The sequence below is a fragment of the Selenomonas sp. WCT3 genome (genome assembly GCA_900100835.1).
GTDB lineage: Bacteria > Bacillota > Negativicutes > Selenomonadales > Selenomonadaceae > Selenomonas_A > Selenomonas_A ruminantium_E.
In genome coordinates, this window is sequence record FNCM01000001.1 from 190,070 (window position 1) to 216,214 (window position 26,145).

A 26,145-nucleotide genomic window follows, 5' to 3' on the forward strand; every position below is an offset into this window, starting at 1 on the left:
CACATTTCCAAGTTTTGCAGGATAATAGGATTAGAATACTGTAAAATCGAGGTAAATACCATGAAAAAACAAACATCAATCGGTTATTTTACCGCCCTGGCCGTTTTTTTGGCGTTTGCCATAAGTGCCTACTGGTTTTCCGCTGGTGAATCGAAAGAAACGGTCATCCATATCTTCCTTTCGATTCTCATTGTGGGGCTCCCCATTCCCCTTTGGCTCACCCAAGCCCTGCCCCTTGCCCGGGGTACAGCCAAAGCTAAAAAATTGAACATCGAACTGGAGACGCCGGATGTGCTGGCTACCCTCGATAAAATCAACGCTTTGGCCGTCTCCAAAGGCGGCATCGTCACCGAAGGCAAGCCCTATGTTGCCGGCATTGTTCCCGCAGGCCTTAGCCAGGGAACGCTATTAGGGCTGGCGGCTTCAGCAGAACGCGAAGCCAAGCACCCCTTCGGCCAGGCTATCTATCAAGCAGCCATTGCCCGGCAAGCCCGCATGCAACCTCTTTCCGCATCCAATGAGATTCCCGGCTGCGGCATGGAAGCACTGATTAACCGGGCCCCAGTCCGCGTTGGAAAGGCAGAATGGCTGTTAGAAGAAGGCGTCGACATTGGCGCTGACCTCTTAACCCGAGCTGACCAGATTGCCCAGCGGGGGCAATCCACCGTCTTTGTGGCCAACGGAAAATACTGCCGTGGCATCATCGTGCTGGACGACAACATTCCCCAGGAAACTGCCGAAGCATTCAACCAGCTGCAGCAAAAGGGTGTCCAGGTTGTCATGCTGTCCGGTGACAGCCGACGGACCGCCAATGCCATCAGCAAACAAGCCGGCATTGATACCGCCCGTTCCGAACTTACCGATCAGGGCAAAGCCCGGGAAATAAAACTGCTGCAAACCCATGGCTGCACCGTCGCCATGATTGGCAACGGCATCCGCGATGAAGCCGCTATGGCCGAAGCCGACCTGCGCATCCATCTCGGCCCCGTACCAGCAAAAACCGGCGACGCCGCTCACGACATCGACCTGCCCGAAAACAGTTCGATTGTCCTTAAAAACAGCAGCCTTAGCGATTTCCTTCATCTATTTGAGGTCAGTCACAAAGTCATGGATGTTGTCCAGCAAAACCGGATTGTCGCCCTTCTCTTCTGGGTACTTTTGCTGCCCCCAGCCATGGGACTTGTCAAAACCTTTGGCGGACCATTCCTACCACCAGAGGCCGCTTTGATCGGTCAAATTGGTGCCTCGCTGATGATTCTCTTCAACTCTTTACGTGCTTAACCCAAAGACCTTCTATTTTTAATAGAAGGTCTTTTTTTATTTTGTTGTAATTCCCAATATTCTGACATATAATAAAAGAAATCGAAGTTATATCTTTTCATTTCTTGAATTCCCATAAAGGAGGGAAGATTTCATGGATGCTTTGCTCTTATCTCGATGGCAGTTTGCCATCACCACGACGTATCATTTTCTGTTTGTCCCCATCACCTTGGGCCTATCGATTTTCGTCGCACTGCTTGAAACCTGTTACGTCACCACCAAACGTCCCCAGTGGAAAGCTGCCAGCAAGCGCTTGGTACGCTTCTTTGGCACCATATTCCTCATCAACTTTGCCCTAGGTGTAGTCACCGGTATCGTTCAGGAATTTCACTTTGGCATGAACTGGTCCGAGTATTCCCGCTTCATGGGCGATATCTTCGGGGCACCACTAGCTCTTGAAGCACTTACCGCCTTCTTCCTGGAATCCACCTTCCTCGGAATCTGGGTCTTTGGCTGGAACAAACTCTCGGAAAAACTGCACTGTGCCTGCATCTGGATTGTAGCCATCGGCAGCAATCTTTCCGCTTTCTGGATTCTCGTTGCCAACAGCTTCATGCAGCATCCTGCTGGCTTTGCCATCGAAAACGGCCGGGCCGTCATGACCGATTTTCTGGCCCTTGTCACCAATCCCTATGTCGCCGGAGAATATTCCCATGCCCTCTTCGCGGGTATCAGCACCGGCGGTTTTGTGGTGCTGGCAATATCGGCTTGGAAACTGCTTCACGATGAAGCCTCCCGTTACGCCTTCACCCAGTCGCTGAAAGGCGGTGCTATCTTCATGGCCGTGGGCCTTCTCGGCGTTATGGGAAGCGGTCACATGCATACCCAATATCTAGCCACTGCCAATCCCATGAAACTCTCCTCCATGGAAGCCCTATGGGAAACGGCTGACCCAGCCCCCTTTGCCATCGCCGCTGATATCAATATGGATAAATCCCGCAACGATACGGAACTGGCCGTTCCCGGCGTTTTTTCCTTCATGCTCTACAATAAGCCCAGTGGCGAAGTCCGGGGCATCAATGCACTCCAAAAGGAATATCAGACCAAGTACGGTCCCGGGGATTATCGTCCAGACGTGCCAGCCCTGTTCTGGAGTTTCCGTATCATGGTGGGGGCCGGCGGCTTTATGCTGCTGCTAGCCCTCGTGACCACACTGCTGGCCGTGAAGGGACGTATTCTTTCCTTCCCACTGCTGCTTAAAATTCTGCCTTTCCTGCTGCCTTTGCCCTTCCTTGCCAATTCCACGGGTTGGTTTATCACTGAAGCCGGCCGGCAGCCATGGATTGTCGTAGGGCTCCAACGCACTGCCGAAGCCGTCTCGCCGAATCTTACGGCTTGCTCGGTATGGCTCACCCTCATTGGTTTTACGGTACTCTACCTGCTGCTCATTCTGGCGGCACTCTACATTGTGTTCCGCCATATCCAAACGACCACGATTCCCGATGAAGGGAGGAATGCATGATGGAACTTCAAATTATTTGGTTCATATTAATTACGGTTCTTTTTACCGGCTTCTTCTTTCTGGAAGGATTTGATTACGGTGTAGGGACTCTGCTGCCTTTCCTTAGTTCCCGGGATGAGGAACGCACCCAGGTGCTGCGCACCATTGCTCCAGTATGGGATGGCAACGAAGTCTGGATGATTACCGCCGGCGGTGCGCTTTTTGCCGCCTTTCCCCATGTCTATGCCACCATGTTTTCCACCTTTTACCTGGCACTTTTCCTAATGCTGGTGGCTCTTATCCTGCGCGGCGTTGCCTTTGAGCTCCACGGACGGCACACCAGCCTCTGCTGGCGCCGCTTCTGGGATGGCGCCATTTGCTTTGGCAGTGCCATCCCGGCATTTCTCTGGGGTGTGGCCGTCATCGACCTCATCCAGGGCCTTCCCATCAACGAAAAAATGATTTATACCGGCGGTTTTCTGAACCTGCTGACGCCCTATAGCATCATTGGCGGCATCACCTTTCTGCTGGTCTTTACCTTCCATGGCGCGGCCTTCCTCACCCAGCGGCTAACCAATAGGGGTCTTATCCAAAAAGCCCAGCTGTTTGCTCAGCGTACTGGTGCCTTGGCCATTATCGCCTTTGTTTTCTGCCTGCTGATGACCCTCCTAAAAACGGATTTGTTCCACAGCTGTTTAGGCGGAACCGCCCTGCTGGCCGCTGGCGTCTTCTTCCTTCTCGGCTATCGGCAGATGTTTAGCGGCCATTACCAAAGCAGTTTTATCCTAAGCTCTTTGGCGATTGTCGCCACCACCCTGGCCTTCTTTGCAGGTCTCTTCCCGCGGCTCATGGTTTCCAGCATCAATCCGGATTGGAGCCTCACCATTTATAATGCTGCCTCCACCCCTTACACCCTGGGAATCATGACCATAGCCGCTGCAATTCTGGTTCCCATCGTACTAATTTATCAAGGCTGGACCTACTGGATTTTCCGTCAGCGGATATCCCCCAAGGATTGCGAAGAGACCCATTGACTTTCAACTTATACAGGTAACGAATTATGACCAACCAACTGCTAAAGCAGCTTGTGCAGCTGCCCAAGAAAACCTTCGTAATCCCAGCCGGCTATGAGCTGGCAACCAGCCTGCTCATTCTGGCCATTGCCAAGGATTTCACCGGGCTTTTGAACCATTTTTATACCAAAGACATCACCCACATAGCCGAAACGGCGCCAGTTCTACTGGCGCTGTTTCTTATGCTCTGCCTGCAGACGGGGATAAACTATCGGCAGCAGACTTTCTGGAAAAAAATTTCGGCGGACATGCGGGAACACTACCGCCAGCTCCTTCATCAACGACTGCCCTGCTCGCCAACTGCCCCCCGGGACTATTCCCTGCTAGCCTTAGAAACTGTTGATGCCCTGGATAATCTATATACCAAAATACTTCCCCTATTGACTGCCCTTTTGATACGCCTGCCGCTTCTGCTTACGGCCATGCTGGTCATTGACCCACTCACCGCCCTCCTATTTGCTCTCACTCTGCCCATTGCTCCATTTTTGCTCTATCTCATCGGCCAGGCAACGAAAAAAGCCAGCCAGCGGGAATGGCATCACTTAGAAGCCTTGACTAGCGGTTTTCATGAACTGCTGCAGGGCATGGTGATGCTAAAGCTTTTCCGGCAGGACCGTCACCAGCGAGAACAACTGGCTTCCCTTAGCCAGTCCTTTGCCACGGCCTCCCTAACGGTATTGCAGCTCGCCTTTGTCAGTTCCTTTGCCCTCGAACTCATCACCACCTTATCCATTGCCCTTATTGCGGTAAGTACTGGCCTGCGGCTGCTTTCGGACGGCCTGTCCTTTGCCACAGCTTTTTTCGTACTGCTGCTGGCGCCAAAATTTTATGAACCCCTGCGGCAGGGGGGCCTTGCCTTCCACGCCTTTATGGATGCACATACGGCCTGGCAAAAATTACAGGATATCCTGTTTGATGGCGTCCTAGCTTCCCCCACCGGTCACTTGGAGCAACTACAGATACCACCGGCGGTATTCCTCGACGCGCTGTGCTACCGCTATCCAGGTACCCCCACAGCTGTTATCCAGCAGCTGACCCTCACCATTCCCGCAGACAGAATTACCCTGATTACCGGTTCCAGTGGCAGTGGAAAAACCACCCTGCTAAAACTCCTGGCCGGACTATGCCAGCCGGATTCCGGCACCATATCCTTGAACGACCACCCTCTTGCCACCATGGCAGAAGCAAGCCGTCAAAAACTGATTGCCTACGTTCCCCAGGAACCTCATCTCTTTGCCGCCAACCTGCGGGATAATACCTGCCTGTTTCAATCCATTCCCGATGAACGCATTCGGCAGGCACTGCGGCTCGCCTCACTGGAAAAATGGTATCACGCCCTGCCCCAGGGCCTCGATACCCCCCTGGGCCAAGGCGGGCTTCCCCTTTCAGAGGGCCAGCGCAAGCGCCTGGGACTGGCCAGAGCCCTGCTGCAAAACCGTCCCATTACGCTCCTCGATGAACCTACAGCTGGCATGGATGAAGCCCTAGAAGCCCAAGTCTTACGTGCCATCACGGTCTTTTCCCGCCATCGAACGGTAATTATCGTCTCCCATCGCCCGTCAGTCAAAGACATTGCCGATACCATCGTCGAACTAGAACCAGGAGGTGACCCGCTATGATTTCCCATCCATCCTTTCTGCCTAAGCTCGTGAAACTGCCACGGTTCACCACCTTGCTGTCCTCCACCCTGGCCGCCCTTGCTGCCGCTATCTGCGCCATTGGCCTTATGGGGACTGCCGCCTGGCTTATTTCCTCCGCCGCCCTGCATCCGCCTCTAGCCACGCTTACCCTTGCCATCACCGCCGTTCGCACCTTTGGTATTGGCCGGGCCGGGTTCCGGTACCTGGAACGCTATCTTTCCCATAAGCTGGCCTTTCACAGCTTCACCAAACTGCAACTATTCCTCTACGACCGGGCGGCTGCTGCCCTGCCCCTGCGCGAAGGACTGATCGCCCAAGGGCAGTGGCTGCAGGCCCTCACCACCGGATGCGGCACTTTGCGGGATTTCTACCTGCGCGGTCTGCTGCCGCCCCTCATCACCCTGCTGCTGCTCATCGCCATCAGCGCCGGCCTTTATCCACTGGTGGGCAAACTGGCGCTACTTCTCCTGCCGCTCTTTCTCCTTCACCTGCTGCTCCCCTATTGGGCAGCAGTTCTCCCGGCACCAACTGCCGGTACTTATCGGACCCTACTGTCCGATTCGGTAAACGGCCGCGACGAGCTCGCTGCCGCAGGCAGCTGGGCTGCCTTCCTTCCCCATTTAGACCAGCAGGCAAAATCCTTGAACCTGCAGCAACAGCAGGAATCGGCCAAAGATTACCGCACCGATTTTCTGCTCCAGCTGCTCGATGTCCTTGTCTTTCTGCTGTTATTGGCTGGCCTTGCTCAATGCGTCCTGCATAACGCTTCCTTAAGCTTTATTGACCTTTCTCTCTGGCTGATGATACTTTTGGCAGCGATGCAAGAACTGCAGCCACTAGCTAAGGCCGCCCGCACCATCCAACGAAGCCAACAAGCCGCCCAAGTAATTTTAACCAAGCCTCTCCCTCAAACACCAGTAGAATCCACCGCTCCCATTGACAAGTCAAATTCCCTGCTGACAATTCAACAGGTAGATTTTGGCTATCAGCCAGCGATTCCCATTCTCCAGGGCCTTTCCTTCCGCATAGCTCACGGCCAGCACACCGCCATCGTAGGCGACAGCGGTTCGGGCAAGACCACGCTGGCCGGACTTATCTGCGGCTTTTGGCCCGCCGATAGTGGTTCTATCTATCTGACCGGTCAAATATCAGCCAACCTTCAAACCTCTTTTCTCTTCACCGGCACCATCCGTGACAACTTTCAGCGCCTCATCCCCGGGATTTCCGATGCAGCCATTCTTCGCTGCCTGCGGATTTCCAAACTTGACCGCTGGCTTACGAATCAACCTGCCGGACTTGACACCTGCCTTACAGCGAACGCCCAAAATCTCTCTGGCGGCCAGCGAAACCGCCTGCTCACTGCCCTAGCCCTGGCGAAACCTGGCGAACTTTTAATTCTCGATGAACCAACGGCCGGCCTGGACAAAAAAACAGCCTCCGCACTGCTTACCGAGCTCCTCATAGAGCTTGATAAGCAGCAACGGACGCTGTTGCTCATTACCCATGATTCACCGGCTGCTGCCAGGATGAAGCAGGTTATCCATCTTTAACTATTTCATTTCTGTATCGTAATTTTTGCCGCGGACAATACGCTTGCGCCCCCCGTCAAACTTCGGGTTTATCACGCTTTTGGCCGGATTGAACTCTGCCGTACGGATTCCCAACAAGTCCATAATCGTATGAATCATATCATCGGTCATATAGGGACGATTGACTGCCGCGCAAACTGCCTGCCATTTTTGCGGATGCTTTTCCCGGTATTTTGGCGATGCCCAGAATATCAACGGAACCTCTAGCTGCTGATGGTTCGGATTTTCCTCCACATGCCCGGCAAAATTGCTGCCGTTGTCGTAGATGGTCTCCCCATGGTCTGGCAAATAAATCACAATGGCTTCCTTGTCTTGGAATTTTCCCAACAGGGAGCTTACCACAAAGTCATTGTAAAACATAGCATTTTCATACTGAGCTATTTCCGTGCGCTTTTCTTCGGACAAGTCTTTTTGTGGCGCGGGAATATCATCCTTGGTAAATTTCGTGAAGAGATACGGGAAGCGCATGTAATAAAGGCCATGCCCTCCCATGAGATGCAGCACGTAGAAATTCTTTTCCGCTGGCTGCTGCAAGGCTTCATCCACTAGAGGGAAGAGCTCCTCATCCAGCCGCCCGCCGTCTTCGTGGGACTCCCGCAGCTGGGTAAAACGCTTTACATCGCTTCGGCCAGCAAAGAGCTGCGCCACATTTCCCCAAATACCCGAACTTTCCTGATTGGAAAGCCAATAAGTCTTATAGCCAGCAGCCCGCATGACATCGATGAGATTGTTGTACCGATACCATTCCTTATCGGATTCCACATCGTGGAAGGTAAAGAGCTCCCGCAGCACGGCGACGGTAGCCCCCTGGGGGCTGATGGTATCGCGAAATACCGCCAGCTCCCCCTGGCGGCTTAGCTCGTCAAGGTTTGGCGTATTGTCAAGGGGATAGCCATAAAGATGCAGCCGGTCGCGATTGGTCGACTCCCCCAATATAAACACCACATACGGAACATCACTGTCGTTTTCCGTGATTTCCACATCGGCGGCAGCCTGCTGCTTGAGTTCCTCAAAGGCCTGAATATTCCGCACGGAGGTATCAATAGCCCGTCCCACCCGCACTGCGGGAATATCCAGCGAATCGTTGATGACAAAGGAGTGGTACTGCTGCCAAAGGCAAATGCCAGCCCCCAGCCCCGCCAACAAAAAAGCTGGCAACAGCCGGTTCCGGTTATGACGGGTCATAACGGTAAACCGTGGCTGATATCCATAGCGATAAATAGCGGCCAAAAAAGTCAGGGCACCAACGCCAACAGCTGCCCCCTTCCAGCCGACATACATCCGCAAGAACTCCCCGGCCTCGTGGAAATTCGTCTGCAAAAGCGCCGTGATGATTCCCGCCCCCACCAGGGTCTGATAATTATAAATGGAAAAACACTCCAGTGCTCCCAAAATTGCCGACACCACCAGCGCAGCCTGCCAAAGGCCCCAGCGCAGCTTTCGCTGGGGAATCAGCCCAATTCCCATGACAAAGAGCACCACACCTGCCAGCAGAAAAATCGCATCAATCGCCAATACCGGCAGCTGCTGTGCCTTATACATATGGATGTTCTGCCAAACAATCGAAAAGAAATTCAAGCCAAAAATCCCCAGTATGACTCCCGTCTGCAACTCTACTGCCTGCTGCATCCGCGCCCATACCTTTAGGAAAAATGCCTTCCCACGCACAAAAAAGCCCCCCACTGCGAAATTCATGATATAATGTCATTATTATATCATGATATGGGAGGAAAATTTCATGACACAAGATGAATTTCATAAATTAGTCCACTTCGTAATGGAAACTCCAGCCAAACCGCCTCATTCCCTCTTTGTCGGCGGCATGGACAATTGGCATGCCCGAGCCCGGCTGGCTCATTTTCTGGCCATGAAGGGAATCGACAAGACGGAAGAAGCCTTAGAGCTCTTCCACAGCGTCGTGGAAGCAGAAATCGACGAGGAAAATGCGGAGGATGTCGAGGAAAAAGTTTATGCCCTCCAGCGCCTCAGCCTCATGGAACGGGACCAGAAGCAAAACGATGAGGCTCTCACGCACATCAATCAGGCCATCGAGCTGGCTGAATCCACGGATTTCCTTTACAAATACATTCTGCGCGGCGAGCTTTGGGCGGACCGTTGGAATCTGCTCCATAAAATGGGCATGACCAAAGAAGCCGAAGCCGAAGCCGATGAACGCATCGATTTCTACAAGGATATTCCCGTGGAACACAACAGCTATCTCTACTACGGCTACCGCTTCAAAGCCCAGCTATCTGCAGAACGCGGCGTTACGCTGGTGGCCAAGGATTACATGCACATGGCCATTCACTCCATGGAAATTCCGGCCCAGTACGAAGCGGGCCTGGAAACGGCCTTCGCCGCCACCCACGACAACGCTTCCTGGATTCTCAGCGAAGTCGATAAAGCCACCCCTAACCCAGAAAAACTACACTGGGACATCTAAACCATAACAAGCAAAAACAGCCTTCCCTACTGAGAAGGCTGTTTTTTTGCTGCCTTACGCTGCTCGCGGCGCATCTTGAAGAATCGCTTCATAATATCGGCGCATTCCTGCTGCAGGACTCCTGCCGTAATCTCCGGACGGTGATTCAGCGTGGGATTGCCAGGGATGTTAAATACCGATTCACAAGCGCCGGCCTTGGCATCAGTACTGCCATAGACCACCCGATCTACCCGGCTCATGACAATTGCTCCGGCACACATGGGACACGGCTCAATCGTCACATAGAGAGTCAGCCCCGATAAACGCCAACGGCCTAATTTCTTGCAACACTCCTGAATCGCAATGAGCTCAGCATGGGCCGTAGCATCATGCCAAGTTTCCCGCATGTTATGTCCCCGGGCCACCACAGAGCCGTTCTCATCCACAAGCACGGCTCCGATAGGCACCTCTTCCTTATCATAGGCCAACTGGGCCTCTTCCAGCGCCAGTCTCATATACTTCTCGTCATCCAGCGTCGTGTATCTTCCCTTCTGCTTTGCTAAGATCTACATCACTTTGATAAAACAGCGACTGTGTTGGCCGAGCCCTCAACTCCAATCGATAGGCATTCGGTACTCCCGGCCCTGCTTCGTTATCCGGGCGTGCCTCTTTTTCCATCTCATGGTTGAGAATCTCCGCAAACTGCTTTTTGTTCTTGGGATGGTCCTCATATCCTTCCTTGCGCTCGAAGAACTTGCCAATTCCTGACTCAACAGGTTTTAAAGCGGATACTCGCTCAATACGGTCTACCACAGTAAACACCTCCTCGGTGCATTTCTGCTAATGCAATCAATATTACCCTACATTTTATATATCGTCAACTTGACGATAAAAATTAAGTCTTTTGACCTACTTTTTATAAAAAAAGAGCCTGTACCAACGTACAAGCTCTTTCTATCTCACTTACTATGGCAACTCAGCAACACAAAACTTATTTCAGAGCGTCGCCCAGTTTGGAATTGGTGTTGCGGGCAGCAGCTACGCTCTCATCGAACTTAGCTTTCTCATCGCCTTCGAGTTTATACTCGACAATCTTTTCCATACCGTTTTTGCCGAGGACGACCGGAACACCGATGCAGAGGTCTTTCTCGCCGTATTCGCCGTCAAGGTATACGCAGCACGGCATGAGTTTCTTGGAATCGAGGGCAATAGCCTCAACCATAGCGGCAGCAGCAGCACCCGGAGCATACCAAGCGGAAGTTCCGAGAAGCCCCGTCAGCGTAGCACCGCCAACCTTCGTCTGAGCAACGGCATCATCCAGCTGCTCTTTGGAGAGGAAATTCGTAACCGGAATGCCGCGATACGTAGCAATGCTCGTAAGTGGGACCATGGTCTTGTCGCTGTGACCACCAATAACCATGCCATCGATATCCGTCGGCGTAGCCGGATAGCCTGCTTCCTGCAGAGCCTTGGACAGGAAATAACGGAAACGGCTGCTGTCGAGCATACCGCCCTGGCCAATGACGCGGTTGCGCGGCAGTTTGGAATCTTTAAGAGTCAGGAAGGTCATCGTATCCATCGGGTTGGAAATAATGATGAAGATGGCATTCGGAGAATATTTGACAGCCTGGTCTACAACGCTCTTTACGATTTTAGCGTTGACACCGATAAGCTCTTCACGAGTCATGCCCGGTTTACGCGGCATGCCAGAAGTGATGACAACTACATCAGAACCAGCCGTCGGAGCATAGCCGTTCTCATCCCCGATTTCAGCCGTTACACCGACAACCGTCGAATCAAAGTTCAGCATATGAGCCGTCTGCATGATATCCATAGCTTTGCCTTCGGCAAAACCTTTCTTGATATCCACGAGCATAACCTCGCTGCAGAAATTCTTGACTGCGAGAACATTTGCAACGGTAGCACCTACGTTACCTGCACCAACAACTGTTACTTTCATAATAAATTGCCTCCTTATAATTTGAAAACGGCCTGTTCTTTTACCATAACAGAAACCGCTTTCGGAATGCCTTTTATCATGAATCACACTTATGATTCATTACGTGTAAATTATAACAAAGTCGGTTGTAAAAATCAATCTTTTTCCTTTAGTTTTTTTATTTTATCATAAATTAAGATTATATTTTTAAGACCTGCTAATAAGTAGTCAGACAACAAAAGAGACCCCTTTCTAAATAGGGTCTCTTTCCCGTCAACAGTGGGCAAAAGCCACTAAAGTCTATCACCTCAGGACTGTTCTTCAAAGTCCTCTTTACCAACTCCGCAGAGTGGGCAAACAAAATCATCCGGCAGCTCTTCGAAGGGTACACCTGGCGCCAAATCGTAATCCGGGTCTCCCTTTTCTTCATCGTAAATCCAGCCACAAACCGTACAAACCCAAGTTTTCATAATGCCCCTCCTAACAATATAAATAGAATCGTCTCTATTAGGAAGGTTTCGCCTTGGTCAAAATGAAATCCTGCCAGGGAAAAATTAAATTCTGCCACAGCGTCGTTTTACACCGGCAAAGAAATCATAGGGCACTGCCATGTTGCCATTGATGCCAGTCCCCATGGCAACATCCGGACGGTTTTCCCCATGAAAATCCGTGCCCCCCGTAGGCATCAAATCATATTTTTCGATCATATAGCCGGCAAAAGCAGCATCGTCCTCGGAATAATTGGGATAGAAGCGTTCCATACCATTTAGTCCCATGCTGTGCAAATGCAGGATAGCAGTCTCCTGCTCCTTGCGTGTAAGTCCCTTAAGGCCGATATCTTTATGGAAATGGGCCAGCGACGTCACGCCCCCCGCTTCCTGTATCCGGGGCAGTGCTTCTTCGGCAGTGATGTTCACATCCAGTCCCAGCGCTGCTGCAGCAGGGTCAAGATAATTGTCCCAGAGAGGCTGCGCCCGGTCATACAAGTGCAGGGAAACCAAATACCGCATGATTGCATACCGGTCAACAGAACGTCCCTGGGCAAATTTCTTTACCTTGTCCAACGATATATCCACGCCTTTATGGGCTACGAAATCAATCATCTCCGGAATCCGCCCCTCCTTGATGGAACGAATCCGCTGATAAATCAGCTGAAACGACGGATGATTGGGGTCAAAACCCATGCAGACGATATGAATCTTGCGGCCGCTATATTCTGCCGTCAGTTCCATGCCATTGATGAACTCAATTCCCTCCCGTTTGGCGGCTGCCGCAGCTTCATCGTTGCCGGCAATGTTGTCATGATCAGTCAAGGTAAAAGCCGACAAACCGCATTTTTTCGCCTCCTTAGCTAACTCTTCCGGACGAAAACTGCCATCCGATACTCTGGAATGAACATGTAAATCCACTATCTTCATTATGTTTCTTTATCCTTTCCTCGAAACTTTTCCTGGGCTGAGAAAAAATTATAGACTGCCTCTGCCGATGGCCGATTCATGCCCTCCACTTCGGCTAATTCTTCTACACTGGCCGCCTTGATTTTCGCCAAGGTGCCAAAGTGAGACCACAATGCCTGTCGGCGCTTGGGGCCAATTCCCACAATATGGTCCAAAACCGAAACCAGATTGCGCTTGCCGCGCAATTTCCGGTGATAGGTAATGGCAAAACGATGGGCCTCATCACGAATGCGCTGGATGAGATACAGCGCCTGGCTGTGTCGTGGCAAAACCACTGGCTCAGATTCCCCTTCCCGGAACACCAACTCAAACTGCTTGGCCAAGCCCACCACCGGTACTTCTTTATGACCGGCCTGCTGGCGGATGATTTCCAGCGCCGATGAAAGCTGCCCCTTGCCACCATCGATGACGATAAGGTCAGGCAGCTCTTCTTTGGGAAGTCCCACATAGCGTCTGGTGGTTACCTCCCGCATGGACAGAAAATCATCGGGCTTGCCCTCGGTACTCTTAATCTTAAACCGGCGGTAATCGGATTTTTTCGGCAACCCGCCTTCAAATACCACCATGGATGCCACAGTCTCACTTCCCTGGATGTGGGAAATATCAAAGCACTCCATGCGCTCCGGCGGCTGTTTCAGCCCCAAATAACGCCCCAGCTCCTCCACAGCCCCGCGGGTCTGGTCATTTGCCTGCTTGATCCGTGCCGCTTCGTCCTGCAAATATTTGGCGGCATTGCCTGCCGCCATAACCACGATATCGTGTTTCGTGCCACGCTGGGGACAAATCAACTGTACCTTGGCTCGCTTTTTCTTCTCTGACAACCAGGCCTCCATGAGCTGCCGCTCTTCGTCGGGTAGTTCCCGGGGCAGCAGCACTTCCCGCGGAATAAAGGCGGCCCGATGGTAATACTGCTGCAAGAAGGCCGTAAGGATTGCCTCATCGCTTTCCTCTTCACTCCCCCGCAGCAGGAAATGTTCCCGACCGATCATTTTGCCGGCGCGAATAAAGAAAATCTGTACCACAACACCGATTTCTGACCGTGCCATTCCTACTGCATCCTGGTCACCGGAACCTGTTACGATATTCTGTTTTTCCGCAATTTTGCGGACGGCCAGCAATTGGTCCCGCAGCCGGGCAGCTATCTCGAAATGATAAGCCCCGGCTGCCGCCTCCATACGGTATTGCAATTCCTTTTCGACTTCTTCCGTCCGTCCCTCCAAGAACAGCAGCACCGCCCGAATCATCCCATCGTATTCGGCCTTTTCAACTTTGCCGGCACAGGGGGCCAAACAGCGCTTGATATGATATTCGAGACAGGGACGCTCCTGAAGATGTTTGCAGGTTCTAAGCGGAAACAGCCGCCGCAAAAGCTTTAAACTCTCGTGAACAGCCGTCGCATTCGTATAGGGACCGAAATAACGAGCCCCATCTTTTAAAACCCGCCGCGTGATGAACACCCGGGGAAACTTCTCCTGCACCGTGACCTTCACATAGGGATAGGTCTTGTCATCTTTAAGACTGATATTATACCGCGGGCGGTGTTTCTTGATGAGATTGCATTCTAAAATCAACGCTTCGACTTCCGTATGGGTCATGATGATTTCAAAATCCGCAATATGGGACACCATCGCCCGGACCTTCGGCGTGTGATTTTTATTGGACTGGAAATACTGCCGCACGCGATTTTTGAGCACGACGGCCTTGCCTACATAGATAATCTTACCTTGATTATCCTTCATAATATAGACGCCGGGACTGTCCGGCAACAGCTTCAGTTTTTCTTCTACCACATCAGTCACACGCTCACTTCCTTCCATTCTTCTATATTACCACAAATCCGTCTCTGAATCTGTATACACCATTCATTATTCTTTTCAAGCATGGTGCTTATACCTTCACTTTATCATTGACCCCTTTTTCAAATTGTGCTACAATTCATGTCATAGTTGTTTTAGCAGCTGGTTCTAATACCAGTTAATTTACAACTATACCAAATAATCGTCAATAATATAAACCTATTTGTAAATCTAGGAGGTAATCCTATGTTTAAACGCATTCTTATTGCTAACCGCGGCGAAATTGCCGTTCGTATTATTCGTGCCTGCCAGGAGCTGGACATCGAAACCGTCGCTGTCTACTCCGAGGCGGATGCCAACGCTTTGCACGTCCAGCTGGCTGATCAGGCTGTCTGCGTAGGTCCGGCTGATGCCATGGAAAGTTATCTGAACAAAGAAGCCCTGCTGTCGGCTGCCAAACAGTCTCAGGCCGATGCTATCCATCCGGGCTATGGCTTCCTCTCCGAGGATGCGGATTTTGCCGAGCAGGTGACCAATGCCGGTATTACCTGGATTGGACCTATGCCGGAAACCATTCGCCTCGTAGGTGACAAGGATATCGCCCGGGCTTCCATCGCCCCGTCAGGTATCCCCATGGCCAAAGGCAGCGACCCGCTGACCAGCAACGAAGAGGCCATCGAAGTTGCCAAAGAAGTCGGCTATCCGGTCATCTTAAAACCGGTATCGGGCGGCGGCGGAAAAGGCATGTGCGTAGCCCACAACGAGGAGGACCTGCGCAACATCCTCTCCATGCTCGTGGATATTACCAAGACGAAATACTACTTCGAGCACTACATCGAGCGTTCCCGTCACGTGGAGGTTCAGATTGTTGCCGATAACTACGGTGAAGTCCTTCATCTCGGCGAGCGTGAGTGCTCCCTGCAGCGCCGCAACCAGAAACTGCTGGAGGAATCTCCCTCCATCGCTTTGACCCAGGATATGCGCGAGCGTGTGGGCCAGCTGGCTGTCAAAGCCGCTAAAAGCGTCCACTACTCCAACATCGGTACGGTAGAGTTCCTGCTGGACCTTTCGAACAACGAGTTCTATTTCATGGAAATCAACCCGCGCATCCAGGTCGAACATGGCATCACGGAAGCCGTTACGGGCATTGACCTCGTCCGCACACAGATTCGCATCGCTGCTGGCGAGGCCCTCGAATTCACGCAGAAAGACGTCACCTTTACGGGGCATGCCATCGAGTGCCGTATCAACGCCGAAGACCCGGACAACAACTTCCTGCCGTCCCCGGGTGATATCACCTTCCTCCATGAACCCAGCGGCCCCCGCGTCCGTTTTGACAGCGGTGTGACAGCCGGCCTTGCCATCGAACCCTACTACGATTCGATGATTGCTAAGATTATCGTCCATGGCCGCACTCGCGGTGACGCCATCAAAATCATGGAGCGCGCCTTGAAGGAATTCCGCATTGACGGTGTCAAAACCACGGTATCTCTTCACAAGAAAATCCTCAAAGATACCTACTTCCGCACTGGCAATATCGATACCCAGTTCATCAAGAACCGTATCGCCGTCTATGAAGCCCAGGAAGAAGACAACAAAGGCAAATACTTCGCATAAGCGATTGTTCCTAGCTGGCCTATGTAACAGACCACGGATACTAAGAGCCGTTGACTCGATGAAGTCAACGGCTCTTTTGTTACGTTACCGATAGGATTAAAAAGACCCTGCAGTATTGCACCGCAGGGCTTCAAGAGGGATTAATGTCGTAACAATAAGAACGGGCATGGGCCCTTATTATCGTTACTCTTTATTAGGTATCATTTTATATTGTTTTTCTCTTATTGTCAACTTAAAACTTCCCATATTCCCATACAAAAAATCCTTCCCCACTGGGAAGGATTTTATAATCTGTAGTGGTGCGGATGACAGGGGTCGAACCTGCACGTCGTAAGACACTGGATCCTAAGTCCAGCGCGTCTGCCAGTTCCGCCACATCCGCATAATACAAGGTTCCACAAAACAATAAATATTTTATCACAAGAAACAGGACGCGTCAAATTTTCCTTGTTGTTGCCCCTTGTACGCTTTCAACACATCGGTTGAATAATGCCGACGGCCTTATAGCCGAACCAGCAAGCCCTCGAATAAGCCGACAAGCCAGGAACCAATGCTAGCCCCCTTACTCACTTTGCCCGCTGCGATGTCCACACTGCCCACCGATTTGCCATCGTATTTGATGACCGCTTTGCCGATGATTTCCCCCTCTTTTACCGGGGCCGACACCACCCGAGGAATATCATAGGACACCGAGTATTTTTCCGGGCTCTCGTTGTTAATCAGCGGATAATCGATATCGCTGACCAAATGCGCCGTAGTCGAAGCCTTCTTGCCATTCTTAACCCATACATTCTGGGCAACACGGTCTTTGGATATTCCCTTGACCATCGTCACATGGCTAAAACCATAATCCAGAATTTTTTCGGCATCGCGGAAGCGGTCATCGGGAGTCGGGGTCTTCATGAGCACCACGATAAGTTCCACTCCATTTCGCTTGGCCGATGCCGCTAGACAACCACCTGCGGCACTGGTCCAGCCCGTTTTGATTCCCGTCATGCCCTTGTAATTGCCCAATAGTTTGTTGGTGTTCTCCACCTGCAACTGTTTAGTCGCCGGAAAGGCCCACTGGATTCGGCGATTTTTGGTGCCGACAATCTCACGGAATTTCGGATTTTCCATGGCATATTTGGCTAATTTTGCCATGTCACGAACGGTGGAGTGATGATTCGGATTGGGCAACCCATTGGGATTTTCAAAATGGGTATGTTCCATTCCCAATTCCTTGGCCTTGGCATTCATGCGATTGGCAAAGGCCGGAACACTACCATCAACCTGCTCGGCAACGGCCACTGCCGCACCGTTATCCGAGACCATCAACATGCCGGTAATAAGTTCTTCAGCCGTCATTCGCTCGCCAGCGTGAATATCCAAAAAACAATCCTCGGTTCCCGATGCCTGAGGCGAAATAAAGACTTCCGTCCGCGGGCCGATATTCTCCAGCCCCAGAATGCCGGTCATCATCTTAGTAGTGCTGGCTGGATAATGTTCTTCATCGGCATTTTTCTCCCAGATTACCCGCCCCGTAGAGGCCTCTATCAAAATTGCCGCCTGGGCCGTAACCTTAGGCCCCTCATCACAGCCCTGGGCCCAAGCCATCGGCAGTTGTATGGTTAGCAGACACAGAATGACTATGCCTGTTATAACTTTTCGAAACGCTTTCACTTCTCGCTAATCCTCCCCAAAAATAGTAAAGAGCCTCACTCATTTAAGAGGAAGGCTCTAATATTATAACACTTTATGAACCGTTCTGCACAGGGAATCCTCAATCTTTTGGCATGGCTAAGCGCAAGGCATCACCAATGGTCTCAGCACCGTAGAGTTTGATTCCCGTTATTTCTTTGGCCAGCTGACGGTAATTCTTCATGGGCAGGATTACATGCTCAAAGCCCAGCCGTTTGGCTTCATTGATGCGGATATCAGCCTGGCCCACCGCCCGGACTTCCCCGGAAAGGCCTACTTCACCAAACACGATGGTCTTCGGACGAATCAACCGATTGGCAAAACTTGAAGCCATGGCCACACAGATGCCAAGATCAGCCGCCGGTTCATCAATGCGAATGCCGCCAGCGACTTTGACGTAAACATCACAGGCTCCGATTTGCAGATGAACCCGCTTTTCCAAAACCGCCAGCAGCAGCTGGATTCTTTTGATATCCACGGAATCTGCCGTCCGCCGTGGCGGAACGTAAGGAGTAGGCGCCACCAGTGCCTGCAGCTCTACCAGCAGAGGCCGGGTTCCCTCCACTGTAGGAATGATGACCGTACCGCTGTCACACTCACGCTCCGATAAAAACATCTTCGACGCATCGGGAACATCCACCAGTCCCACATCCCGCATCTCAAACAGCCCCAGTTCATTGGTACTGCCAAAACGGTTCTTCACGGCCCGCAGTACCCGGTACTCGGCATTGCGCTCACCTTCAAAGTAAAGGACAGTATCCACAATGTGTTCCAGTACCCGGGGGCCTGCCAGATTTCCATCCTTCGTCACATGACCGATGACAAAGGCGGCAATGCCATTAGTCTTGGCAATGCGCAAAAGTTCCACCGAACATTCCCGCACCTGGGAAACACTTCCCGGGGCACTCTGTACTTCCGGTTTAAAAATCGTCTGAATTGAGTCAATGACCAGCAGGTCTGGCTTGGTATTGGACACATGGGCTTCGATGGTTTCCAGATTTGTCTCACTGACCACCAGCAGACTGTCGGCAATTGCCCCTAGCCGATCCGCCCGCATGCGTACCTGACGGGTGCTTTCTTCCCCCGTCACATACAGCACCCGGCGCCCTGAGCGCGCCACATCGGCACACACTTTAAGGGTCAGGCTGGATTTACCCACCCCTGGGTCGCCGACAATCAGCACCATGGAACCGGGGATGACGCCGCCTCCCAGCACCCGGTCAAGCTCGCTTGACCCCGTCAGGAACCGGGGCAAATCTTCCAGCTCCACTTCCCCTATGGGTTGTGGCTTCACCGCATCCGAAAGGCCCAGGCGAAGCCCACCGCTGCCCTTAGGTTCCGGTGCCACTACTTCTTCCACCATAGTGTTCCAGGCACCGCACCCCGGGCATCGCCCCAGCCATTTTGGTGCATCATACCCACAATCCTGGCAGACGTATACAGTTTTCTTTTTCTTAGGCATAAAGTTTCTCCAATCCCATCAATGGGAAAAATTCTTCAGCAGTCGTTTTAGCAACCGAATGGTCCATCGCCCCAACCAGACGATGGACCACAGGAGATTGGCTGCAAAATCGAGGATTTTCCCGGTAAGGCTGGCCGGTGCCAGTTTATTTCTTGGCATCCACTGTCACCCTCCTGACTGCTTTCTTCTTCACTTCTTTCTTGGTGAAATCCAACATATCGCCATTCTTGCGGATGCAGATGGTATCCCCAGCCTTAAACCGATGCCGTAACAACCGCTCGGCTATTTCATCTTCGATATGCTTCTGCAGGGCACGCTTCAACGGGCGAGCACCGTATTTAAAGTCGGTTCCCGCTTCCACCAGTTTATTCTTGGCGGAAGGACTGATTTCCATCTTGATATCCTTTTCCAGCAAGCGTTTCTTTACATCCTTGAGCAGGATATCCACAATTTTCACCAATTCTTTCCGTCCCAGGGGATGGAAGACCAGCATCTCATCAATGCGGTTTAAAAATTCCGGTTTAAAGATGCGCTTGACCTCGCTAAGCATCCGCTTGCGACCGTTTTCTTCCGCCTGCTGGGCTTCTTCTTTATCCCCACTGACGGAAAAGCCCATAGCCTGATTCTGTTTTCGCAGGAAACTTGCACCAGCATTGGAGGTCATGATGATAACCGTATTGCGGAAGTCCACCGTGCGGCCCTGACCATCCGTCAGGCGGCCGTCGTCGAGGACTTGCAACAGGATATTAAACACATCGGGGTTAGCCTTTTCAATCTCATCCAGCAGAATAATCGAATAAGGCTTGCGGCGCACAGCATCCGTCAGTTGGCCTCCCTCCTGATAGCCCACGTAGCCCGGAGGAGCCCCCACCATCCTCGATACACTGTACTTTTCCATGTACTCGGACATGTCGAAACGGATGACTGCATCTTCGCTGCCAAAAAGTGCCTCAGCCAACGCCCGGGCCAGTTCCGTCTTGCCCACACCCGTAGGCCCCAGAAACAAAAAGGAGCCAATGGGACGCTTTGGGTCCTTGAGGCCGGCTCTAGCCCGCCGAATTGCCTTGGCTACCGCTTGGACAGCAGCTTCCTGGCCGACGACCCGGCGGCTGAGGATTTTCTCCATGTTGAGCAGCCGTTCCGATTCCTTTGCCGCAATCTGGCGGACGGGAACTCCCGTCCACTGGGCCACCACATCGGCGATATCATCAGCAGTCACTTTGATGCGGTTATGGTCTTTTTTCTCCCAATTGCGGCGCGCTTCATCCAAGGATTCCTTTACCGCCTGCATCTCGTCGCGCAGTTTGGCTGCCCGTTCGTAATCCTGAGCAGCAATGGCCGCTTCCTTTTCCGTATGGAGCTTATCCAGCTGCTCACGAATGGAATGAACCTGACTTGTGGGCGCAACTTTTCCCATGCGCACCTTCGAAGCCGCTTCATCCATGAGGTCGATTGCCTTATCGGGCAGGAACCGATCGGTGATATAGCGATGGGAAAGATATACCGCCGCCTCGATGGCAGCCCCTTCGATTTTCGCCCGATGAAATTCTTCGTACTTGCTGCAAAGGCCCTGCAAAATACGCACGGCATCCTCGGGCGATGGCTCCTCCACCATTACCGTCTGGAAACGCCGTGACAAGGCGGCATCCTTTTCCAGATACTTCTTGTATTCATCCAATGTCGTAGCGCCAATAATCTGAATCTCTCCCCGGGAAAGGGCCGGTTTTAAGATATTGGCGGCATCCAGTGCCCCCTCGGCAGCACCGGCTCCCACCAGGGTATGCATTTCATCAATGAACAGGATGATATTGCCCAACTGGTGAATCTCTTCGATGACGCCCTTTAACCGTTCCTCAAACTCGCCGCGGTATTTTGCCCCTGCCACCAGCGACGCCATGGATAGGGAAATGACTTTCTTATCCTGCAGCATATAAGGAACGGCCCCTTCTACAATGCGCTGGGCCAAGCCTTCTGCAATTGCCGTCTTGCCTACCCCCGGCTCTCCCAACAGAATCGGGTTATTTTTCGTTCGCCGGGAAAGAATCTGTATGACCCGCTGGATTTCCTTTTCCCGGCCAATAACCGGGTCCATCTTGGCATCTTCTGCCAGGCGGTTGAGGTCGCGGCCGTATTTTTTCAGCAAAGGCGCGCCCCCTTCCCGGCGGATGCGGCCCCTGCCATTGGCTTTTTCCAGCTGCGGGCCATCGTCGGAAGGATGAGGCATATCGATGCGCTCAAGCACTTCGTCCTGTAGGTTGTCCGGGTCGATGCCCAAACGGTTCAACACCTCAATGGCAGCCCCTTCCGTTTCCGACAACAGGCTCAGCAGGATATGCTCCGTCCCGATATAGGTGTGCCCCAGGGTCTGCGACTCCTCCATCGCCCCCTCCATGACCCGTTTAGCCCGGGGGGTGTAGTATGGATTATCCGACGGGTATTCGGCTTCCTGGGAATCCATATTGCTGACCATGGTCATGGCTTTTTCAAAGGTAAGCCCTAGAGAATACATGGCCTGGGCAGCCACGCCATTGCGCTCATGCAGCAGCCCTAACAGGATGTGCTCCGTACCAATGTAGTCCTGCTGCAAATCCTGGGCCACGTATTGGGCAAACTCCACCGCCTTGATGGCACGATTGGTAAAGTGATTTCGATAATTCATGATTCATCCTCCGAGCTCACGCGATGCTCGCCAAGTATTTCTCTTACCTTGCGCGCTCTGAGCTGGTCGATTTCGATTTTGGACATATTCTCATTTTCCGCCAGATTCTGCAGAAAACTGCGATGGCAAGCCACGAGAATATCGGCATAACAATCAGCTTTCACCTCATGAATCAATTTCAAGTCAATTCCTAAGCGGACTTTGGATAAAAGTTCCATCGCCTCACGCTCGGAAAGCATGCGTGCATATGCCAAAGTACCATAAGCCCGCCAAACTTCATCCGCCAGCTGCTCTTTGCGATAAAGGGCTAAGGCTTTACGCGCCCGGCGTTCATGGGCCACGATTTCCGTTACGGCACTTTTGAGATTAGCAATGAGTTCTTCCTCTGAGAACCCTAAGGTCAGCTGATTGGAAATCTGGAACAAGCTGCCCACTGGCTCCTTGTCATCCCCGTACAAGGCGCGAACCGCCAGCCCAAGCTGCGGGGAAATATTGATGATACTGCTGACATTGCGGGTAAATACCAGCCCAGGCAAATGCAACAATACCGACGCTCTAAGGCCTGTACCAAGATTGGTGGGGCAGGAGGTGAGATAGCCCATCTTCTCATCAAAGGCCATATCCAGCCGGGATTCTACCAGGTCATCGAGGGTAAAGGCCGTGCTCATGGGAAGGTCCAGATTCAGTCCCGGTGCCCAGCATTGAATGCGCAGATGGTCTTCCTCATTGACCATAATGCTGATGCAACGGTCATCGGACACATAGGTCGCGCGATACTGCGGGTTCTTAATGAGGTTTTCCGTAATCAGCTGCTTTTCCAGCAAAACCTCCCGCTGCAGGGGCGACAACCGTTCGACATCCACCCGATCAAAGGGCATCCCCATGGACTTTTCCAGTTCCGGAAGCACTTCATCCGTAGCCACCAGCACCTGGGAAAGCTGATTCATATCCGCCCGATTTGGGAAGGGAACCCCCTTGAGGTTGCGAGCCAGGCGTATGCGGCTTGCCACTACTACATCACCATCAGTACCGCCGCTTTTCAGCCAGGTCAGTTCATTGCTGCGAAGCAAGTCATTGATTGCCATTCGCCACGCCTCCTTCCTGGGATTCTATCTTTTGCTCCAGGCTGCGAATCCTATCCCGATACTCGGCAGCCTTTTCGTATTCCTCCCGGGCTACGCTGTCCTGGAGTTTTTGCCGCAGCAGGCCAATTTCGTGCTTGATTTCCAAGGCACTACCACTACGATGGGGAATTTTGCCCCGATGTACGCTGGAGCCATGAATCCGCCGCAAGAGCGGCTCAATCTGCTGGCGAAAGGTATTATAGCACTCTGCACAGCCAATCTTCCCCGTCTGCTGGAAATCACGATAACTCATGCCGCAGCTCGGGCATACCAGCTGATTCTGATCCAAGGGCCGTTTCTCCCCGCGTTCAGCTGCATTGCTGAAGATTCCCTTGAGGAAATCGTCCATGGATACCCTTCGGCCCTGTTTGGCCGAAGGAACAAATTCTCCATAGGCAGCCGCACATTTTTCACATAAATTTTTTTCTATCCGTCCATCCGGCCCAATCTGGGTGATATGGACTACCGCTTCATTGCGTCCACAATCATCACACAACATCCGGAATCCCTCTTTTCTATGATAAAACTACTTCAAAATCCTGTCATTTGGGTTCAGGAAAAATTCTCCAAGGTTAGGAACATGGATTTTAGCAAATGAACCCGTTCCTCAGCCGTAACATGATCCGATTGATAGGCAAAAACCACCACCTGCATCATCAACGCTGCTTCACGGTTCGTAATCATCTGATGCTGGAGCAGGTAATGAACCATGGACTGCACCATCGGCATCTCCGTATCCTTATCAATCTTATCCAGCATGTCCTGATAGACCATATTGCGCGTCGGCACCTGCACGATGCGGATAAATCCGCCCAATCCACGGCGGGATTCCACCACGAACCCCTTGTCCTGCGTAAACCGCGTGGAAAGCACATAGCTAATCTGAGAGGGCGCACAGGAAATCTCATCGGCAATGTCCGTACGCCGAAGCTCTACTTTGCCGTCCTGTTGTGCTGCCAGCTGCCGCAGGATATATGCTTCAATCAAATCTGCGATATTGCTCACGATAATCACCTTCTATAAAAATTGACCATTTGACTTTTATTCTATTATAACGCCATTGCTCAAATTTTGCCATAGGCAAAATCCTACTAGCAGCGTTTCTCCACCCACAGCACGGTATCCAAGGTATTGAGATAGTCAATAATATCCGTGACTGCTTCTTCTTTTTCAAAGAGCAAATCCATTTTTAGAATCAAATAGGCACTATCTGCCCCCAGCCCCTCACCATTTTCCTGCACACTAAACCGTCCAACCTTTAACTGAAATACCTCCAGCTTCTTATGAATACGCTTCAGCTCCCCAGGATTATTGACCAGACAAATTTCTACCGCTGTTTTCTTTCTGTGTTCAAAAAAATCATCGATATGCGTCAAAGCATTCAAAGCCACAAAAACAAATGCCGTGGTAAACAATGCCTCGATATATAAACCAGCCCCCACGGCCAGGCCTATTCCTGCCACTATCCACAGGCAAGCCGCAGTTGTCAGGCCTGTAACCGTCAGTCCTTCCTTCATAATCGCCCCTGCCCCCAAAAAACCCATACCACTCACAACCTGAGCAGCAATCCGGGCAGGATCTCCATTGCTCTTATCCTCCATGCTCCAATACATAGCTAACGAAAGAATCATCATCAGGCAGGCCCCCAGCGAAACAATCAAATTAGTGCGAAGCCCAGCAGACTTTTTTCTAGACTGCCGTTCATACCCTACCAAGCCCCCCAAAACAGCAGCCAGTGCCAACCGAAAAAGAATTTCATATTCTGGAACCATATTCTTCCCTCCATATAAAAAATCCCAGACATCGTTTTGACAACGTTGTCTGGGACCTCCAATGCATTGGTCAGTCACCCTTAAAAACGAGATATGATTTTGATACACCTATTGTAAATAACCACACGGAATCTGTCAAACACACCAATCCGGGAGTTCGGATTTTATTTCAAGGCCTCCTTCAGTACTTCCATGTTCCTTTTCATTGCATTTATATAGGCATCCATGGCGTCCGGGGTTGCCTCACCAGTCACCACCGGGTCCAGCGTATAAATCTTTGCTCCAGTTTCCCGGGCTATGGTTTCCGCAGCTGCTGGCGAATACTGCGGTTCTGCGAACAAAACCTTTACCGGCAGTTCCCTTACCTTCGCAATAACCTGCTCCAGCTCCTGCGGCGTCGGTTCCGTGCCCGGTTCCCGTTCAATCACGCCCACGATATTCAGCTTGAACTCCCTGGCCAGATAAGGAAACGCCTCATGAAAGGTCACAATATCCTTATGAGGCAAATCGTCCAGCTGCTCATGCATTTCCTTGCGCAAAGCCTCGAGCTTCATGACATAATCCAGCGCATTCTTGCGGTACTGTTCCTTATGCTCCGGATCCGCCTCACAGAGCTGCACCGTAATTGCCTTTACCTGATCAATGGCATACGTCACAGCTGTCCAAACATGCGGGTTCTCTTCCTCGCCATCCTTCAATAATTGAATGTGGTCATAGTTTGACGCTTCGATTATCTTTAATTTCTTATTCTGCTTGGCCGCCTTCTCCAGGAAGTTTTCCATGCCAGCACCATTTGCCACCAAGACATCCGCCTTTTCCAGCGTTTTCATATCTTCCGTGGTCAGCTGATAATCATGCAAACATCCCGTCTGCGGCTTCGTCATATTGATGACCTCAACCCCATCGACATCTTTGGTGATATTAATGACATCGATGTACATGGGATAGAAAGATGTGACGATGGTGAAATTCTTTTTGGCTGCCGGCTGTGGTTTACTGCATCCCGTCACAGCAAAGCAAAACAACACCAACAACGATACGATAATAGCTAATTTCTTCACAGGAAACTCCTTTCGGTGATTGCCGTCCCTCTGCCTATCGCAAAGCAAATATCCAGCAAAAAAGCCTTCCCAAATGGGAAGGCCTGTTCATCA

The 26,145-nt window shown here is 51.7% G+C and carries 23 protein-coding genes and 1 tRNA gene; 7 read left to right on the plus strand and 17 right to left on the minus strand.

Features of this window, described 5'->3' with window-relative positions:
• The first annotated feature begins 60 nt into the window (after positions 1 to 60).
• The 5 genes from BLQ36_RS01015 to BLQ36_RS01035 all read left to right on the plus strand — a co-directional run bounded on the left by BLQ36_RS01015 (position 61) and on the right by BLQ36_RS01035 (position 7,024).
• On the plus strand, positions 61 to 1,281 hold the full coding sequence (locus BLQ36_RS01015; protein ID WP_074513563.1) for an HAD-IC family P-type ATPase: 1,221 nt from the start codon (positions 61 to 63) through the stop codon (positions 1,279 to 1,281).
• Positions 1,282 to 1,414: 133 nt separating this feature from the next.
• Entirely contained in the window at positions 1,415 to 2,782 is a 1,368-nt protein-coding gene (locus BLQ36_RS01020) for a cytochrome ubiquinol oxidase subunit I (protein ID WP_074513564.1), read from the plus strand.
• Positions 2,782 to 3,795, plus strand: coding sequence for a cytochrome d ubiquinol oxidase subunit II (gene cydB / locus BLQ36_RS01025; protein ID WP_074513565.1), 1,014 nt, complete (start codon positions 2,782 to 2,784; stop codon positions 3,793 to 3,795). Before BLQ36_RS01020 ends, cydB begins: the two co-directional genes overlap by 1 nt.
• Before the next feature lie 26 nt (positions 3,796 to 3,821).
• A complete protein-coding gene (gene cydD, locus BLQ36_RS01030) occupies positions 3,822 to 5,453 on the plus strand; it encodes a thiol reductant ABC exporter subunit CydD (protein ID WP_074513566.1) in 1,632 nt (543 codons plus the stop codon).
• Positions 5,450 to 7,024, plus strand: a complete 1,575-nt coding sequence (locus tag BLQ36_RS01035; protein WP_074513567.1) for an amino acid ABC transporter ATP-binding/permease protein — start codon at positions 5,450 to 5,452, stop codon at positions 7,022 to 7,024. The genes cydD and BLQ36_RS01035 overlap by 4 nt, the downstream gene beginning before the upstream one ends.
• On the opposite strand, the gene BLQ36_RS01040 is transcribed toward BLQ36_RS01035, so the two are convergent.
• Complete coding sequence (locus tag BLQ36_RS01040; protein WP_318260884.1) at positions 7,025 to 8,731, minus strand: phosphoethanolamine transferase; 1,707 nt, start codon at positions 8,729 to 8,731, stop codon at positions 7,025 to 7,027.
• A 70-nt stretch (positions 8,732 to 8,801) separates the two neighbouring features.
• On the opposite strand from BLQ36_RS01040, the gene BLQ36_RS01045 reads away from it, so the two are divergent.
• Entirely contained in the window at positions 8,802 to 9,506 is a 705-nt protein-coding gene (locus BLQ36_RS01045) for a hypothetical protein (protein ID WP_074513569.1), read from the plus strand.
• A 26-nt stretch (positions 9,507 to 9,532) separates the two neighbouring features.
• Here BLQ36_RS01045 and tadA read toward each other — a convergent pair whose 3' ends face one another.
• The 6 genes from tadA to uvrC all read right to left on the minus strand — a co-directional run bounded on the left by tadA (position 9,533) and on the right by uvrC (position 14,680).
• Entirely contained in the window at positions 9,533 to 10,000 is a 468-nt protein-coding gene (gene tadA, locus BLQ36_RS01050) for a tRNA adenosine(34) deaminase TadA (RefSeq protein WP_318260885.1), read from the minus strand.
• Between the two features lie 10 nt (positions 10,001 to 10,010).
• Positions 10,011 to 10,298: a hypothetical protein gene (locus BLQ36_RS01055; RefSeq protein WP_074513571.1), complete on the minus strand. Its 288-nt coding sequence runs from the start codon at positions 10,296 to 10,298 to the stop codon at positions 10,011 to 10,013.
• A gap of 178 nt (positions 10,299 to 10,476) precedes the next feature.
• Positions 10,477 to 11,445, minus strand: a complete 969-nt coding sequence (locus BLQ36_RS01060) for a malate dehydrogenase (RefSeq protein WP_033171278.1) — start codon at positions 11,443 to 11,445, stop codon at positions 10,477 to 10,479.
• A gap of 287 nt (positions 11,446 to 11,732) precedes the next feature.
• On the minus strand, positions 11,733 to 11,894 hold the full coding sequence (rd, locus tag BLQ36_RS01065; protein ID WP_033171277.1) for a rubredoxin: 162 nt from the start codon (positions 11,892 to 11,894) through the stop codon (positions 11,733 to 11,735).
• An 84-nt stretch (positions 11,895 to 11,978) separates the two neighbouring features.
• Positions 11,979 to 12,842 (minus strand): PHP domain-containing protein, encoded by an 864-nt coding sequence (locus tag BLQ36_RS01070; RefSeq protein WP_074513572.1) that lies wholly within the window; start codon positions 12,840 to 12,842, stop codon positions 11,979 to 11,981.
• Positions 12,842 to 14,680 (minus strand): excinuclease ABC subunit UvrC, encoded by a 1,839-nt coding sequence (gene uvrC, locus BLQ36_RS01075; protein WP_074513573.1) that lies wholly within the window; start codon positions 14,678 to 14,680, stop codon positions 12,842 to 12,844. Before uvrC ends, BLQ36_RS01070 begins: the two co-directional genes overlap by 1 nt.
• Positions 14,681 to 14,923: 243 nt before the next feature.
• On the opposite strand from uvrC, the gene BLQ36_RS01080 reads away from it, so the two are divergent.
• Positions 14,924 to 16,294, plus strand: a complete 1,371-nt coding sequence (locus BLQ36_RS01080; protein WP_074513574.1) for an acetyl-CoA carboxylase biotin carboxylase subunit — start codon at positions 14,924 to 14,926, stop codon at positions 16,292 to 16,294.
• A gap of 297 nt (positions 16,295 to 16,591) precedes the next feature.
• Here the strand turns inward: BLQ36_RS01080 and BLQ36_RS01085 are convergent.
• From BLQ36_RS01085 to BLQ36_RS01125, 10 genes are all read right to left on the minus strand, one after another.
• Positions 16,592 to 16,676: transfer RNA gene (locus BLQ36_RS01085), tRNA-Leu, on the minus strand.
• Between the two features lie 119 nt (positions 16,677 to 16,795).
• On the minus strand, positions 16,796 to 17,956 hold the full coding sequence (locus tag BLQ36_RS01090; protein ID WP_074513575.1) for a D-alanyl-D-alanine carboxypeptidase family protein: 1,161 nt from the start codon (positions 17,954 to 17,956) through the stop codon (positions 16,796 to 16,798).
• Between the two features lie 100 nt (positions 17,957 to 18,056).
• Positions 18,057 to 19,436, minus strand: a complete 1,380-nt coding sequence (gene radA / locus BLQ36_RS01095) for a DNA repair protein RadA (protein WP_074513576.1) — start codon at positions 19,434 to 19,436, stop codon at positions 18,057 to 18,059.
• Between the two features lie 18 nt (positions 19,437 to 19,454).
• Positions 19,455 to 19,595, minus strand: a complete 141-nt coding sequence (locus BLQ36_RS13360; protein WP_180364815.1) for a hypothetical protein — start codon at positions 19,593 to 19,595, stop codon at positions 19,455 to 19,457.
• Positions 19,582 to 22,095 (minus strand): ATP-dependent Clp protease ATP-binding subunit, encoded by a 2,514-nt coding sequence (locus tag BLQ36_RS01100; RefSeq protein WP_074513577.1) that lies wholly within the window; start codon positions 22,093 to 22,095, stop codon positions 19,582 to 19,584. The genes BLQ36_RS13360 and BLQ36_RS01100 overlap by 14 nt, the downstream gene beginning before the upstream one ends.
• Complete coding sequence (locus BLQ36_RS01105; protein WP_074513578.1) at positions 22,092 to 23,180, minus strand: protein arginine kinase; 1,089 nt, start codon at positions 23,178 to 23,180, stop codon at positions 22,092 to 22,094. The genes BLQ36_RS01100 and BLQ36_RS01105 overlap by 4 nt, the downstream gene beginning before the upstream one ends.
• Positions 23,167 to 23,718 carry a UvrB/UvrC motif-containing protein gene (locus BLQ36_RS01110; RefSeq protein ID WP_074513579.1) on the minus strand — a complete coding sequence of 184 codons (552 nt, stop codon included), beginning with the start codon at positions 23,716 to 23,718 and terminating at the stop codon, positions 23,167 to 23,169. Before BLQ36_RS01110 ends, BLQ36_RS01105 begins: the two co-directional genes overlap by 14 nt.
• A gap of 53 nt (positions 23,719 to 23,771) precedes the next feature.
• Positions 23,772 to 24,224: a CtsR family transcriptional regulator gene (locus BLQ36_RS01115; protein WP_074513580.1), complete on the minus strand. Its 453-nt coding sequence runs from the start codon at positions 24,222 to 24,224 to the stop codon at positions 23,772 to 23,774.
• An 86-nt stretch (positions 24,225 to 24,310) separates the two neighbouring features.
• Entirely contained in the window at positions 24,311 to 24,991 is a 681-nt protein-coding gene (locus tag BLQ36_RS01120) for an MgtC/SapB family protein (protein WP_074513581.1), read from the minus strand.
• 164 nt (positions 24,992 to 25,155) lie between these two features.
• Positions 25,156 to 26,052, minus strand: coding sequence for a metal ABC transporter substrate-binding protein (locus BLQ36_RS01125; protein ID WP_074513582.1), 897 nt, complete (start codon positions 26,050 to 26,052; stop codon positions 25,156 to 25,158).
• Between the last annotated feature and the right edge of the window lie 93 nt (positions 26,053 to 26,145).

Bases quoted from the DNA above. Each gene is read 5' to 3' on its own strand.
- BLQ36_RS01015 (WP_074513563.1), top strand. From the start codon at position 61: ATGAAAAAACAAACATCAATCGGTTATTTTACCGCCCTGGCCGTTTTT.
- BLQ36_RS01020 (WP_074513564.1), top strand. From the start codon at position 1,415: ATGGATGCTTTGCTCTTATCTCGATGGCAGTTTGCCATCACCACGACG.
- cydB (WP_074513565.1), top strand. From the start codon at position 2,782: ATGGAACTTCAAATTATTTGGTTCATATTAATTACGGTTCTTTTTACC.
- cydD (WP_074513566.1), top strand. From the start codon at position 3,822: ATGACCAACCAACTGCTAAAGCAGCTTGTGCAGCTGCCCAAGAAAACC.
- BLQ36_RS01035 (WP_074513567.1), top strand. From the start codon at position 5,450: ATGATTTCCCATCCATCCTTTCTGCCTAAGCTCGTGAAACTGCCACGG.
- BLQ36_RS01045 (WP_074513569.1), top strand. From the start codon at position 8,802: ATGACACAAGATGAATTTCATAAATTAGTCCACTTCGTAATGGAAACT.
- tadA (WP_318260885.1), bottom strand. From the start codon at position 10,000: ATGAGACTGGCGCTGGAAGAGGCCCAGTTGGCCTATGATAAGGAAGAG.
- BLQ36_RS01060 (WP_033171278.1), bottom strand. From the start codon at position 11,445: ATGAAAGTAACAGTTGTTGGTGCAGGTAACGTAGGTGCTACCGTTGCA.
- rd (WP_033171277.1), bottom strand. From the start codon at position 11,894: ATGAAAACTTGGGTTTGTACGGTTTGTGGCTGGATTTACGATGAAGAA.
- BLQ36_RS01070 (WP_074513572.1), bottom strand. From the start codon at position 12,842: ATGAAGATAGTGGATTTACATGTTCATTCCAGAGTATCGGATGGCAGT.
- BLQ36_RS01080 (WP_074513574.1), top strand. From the start codon at position 14,924: ATGTTTAAACGCATTCTTATTGCTAACCGCGGCGAAATTGCCGTTCGT.
- radA (WP_074513576.1), bottom strand. From the start codon at position 19,436: ATGCCTAAGAAAAAGAAAACTGTATACGTCTGCCAGGATTGTGGGTAT.
- BLQ36_RS13360 (WP_180364815.1), bottom strand. From the start codon at position 19,595: ATGCCAAGAAATAAACTGGCACCGGCCAGCCTTACCGGGAAAATCCTC.
- BLQ36_RS01100 (WP_074513577.1), bottom strand. From the start codon at position 22,095: ATGAATTATCGAAATCACTTTACCAATCGTGCCATCAAGGCGGTGGAG.
- BLQ36_RS01105 (WP_074513578.1), bottom strand. From the start codon at position 23,180: ATGGCAATCAATGACTTGCTTCGCAGCAATGAACTGACCTGGCTGAAA.
- BLQ36_RS01110 (WP_074513579.1), bottom strand. From the start codon at position 23,718: ATGTTGTGTGATGATTGTGGACGCAATGAAGCGGTAGTCCATATCACC.
- BLQ36_RS01120 (WP_074513581.1), bottom strand. From the start codon at position 24,991: ATGGTTCCAGAATATGAAATTCTTTTTCGGTTGGCACTGGCTGCTGTT.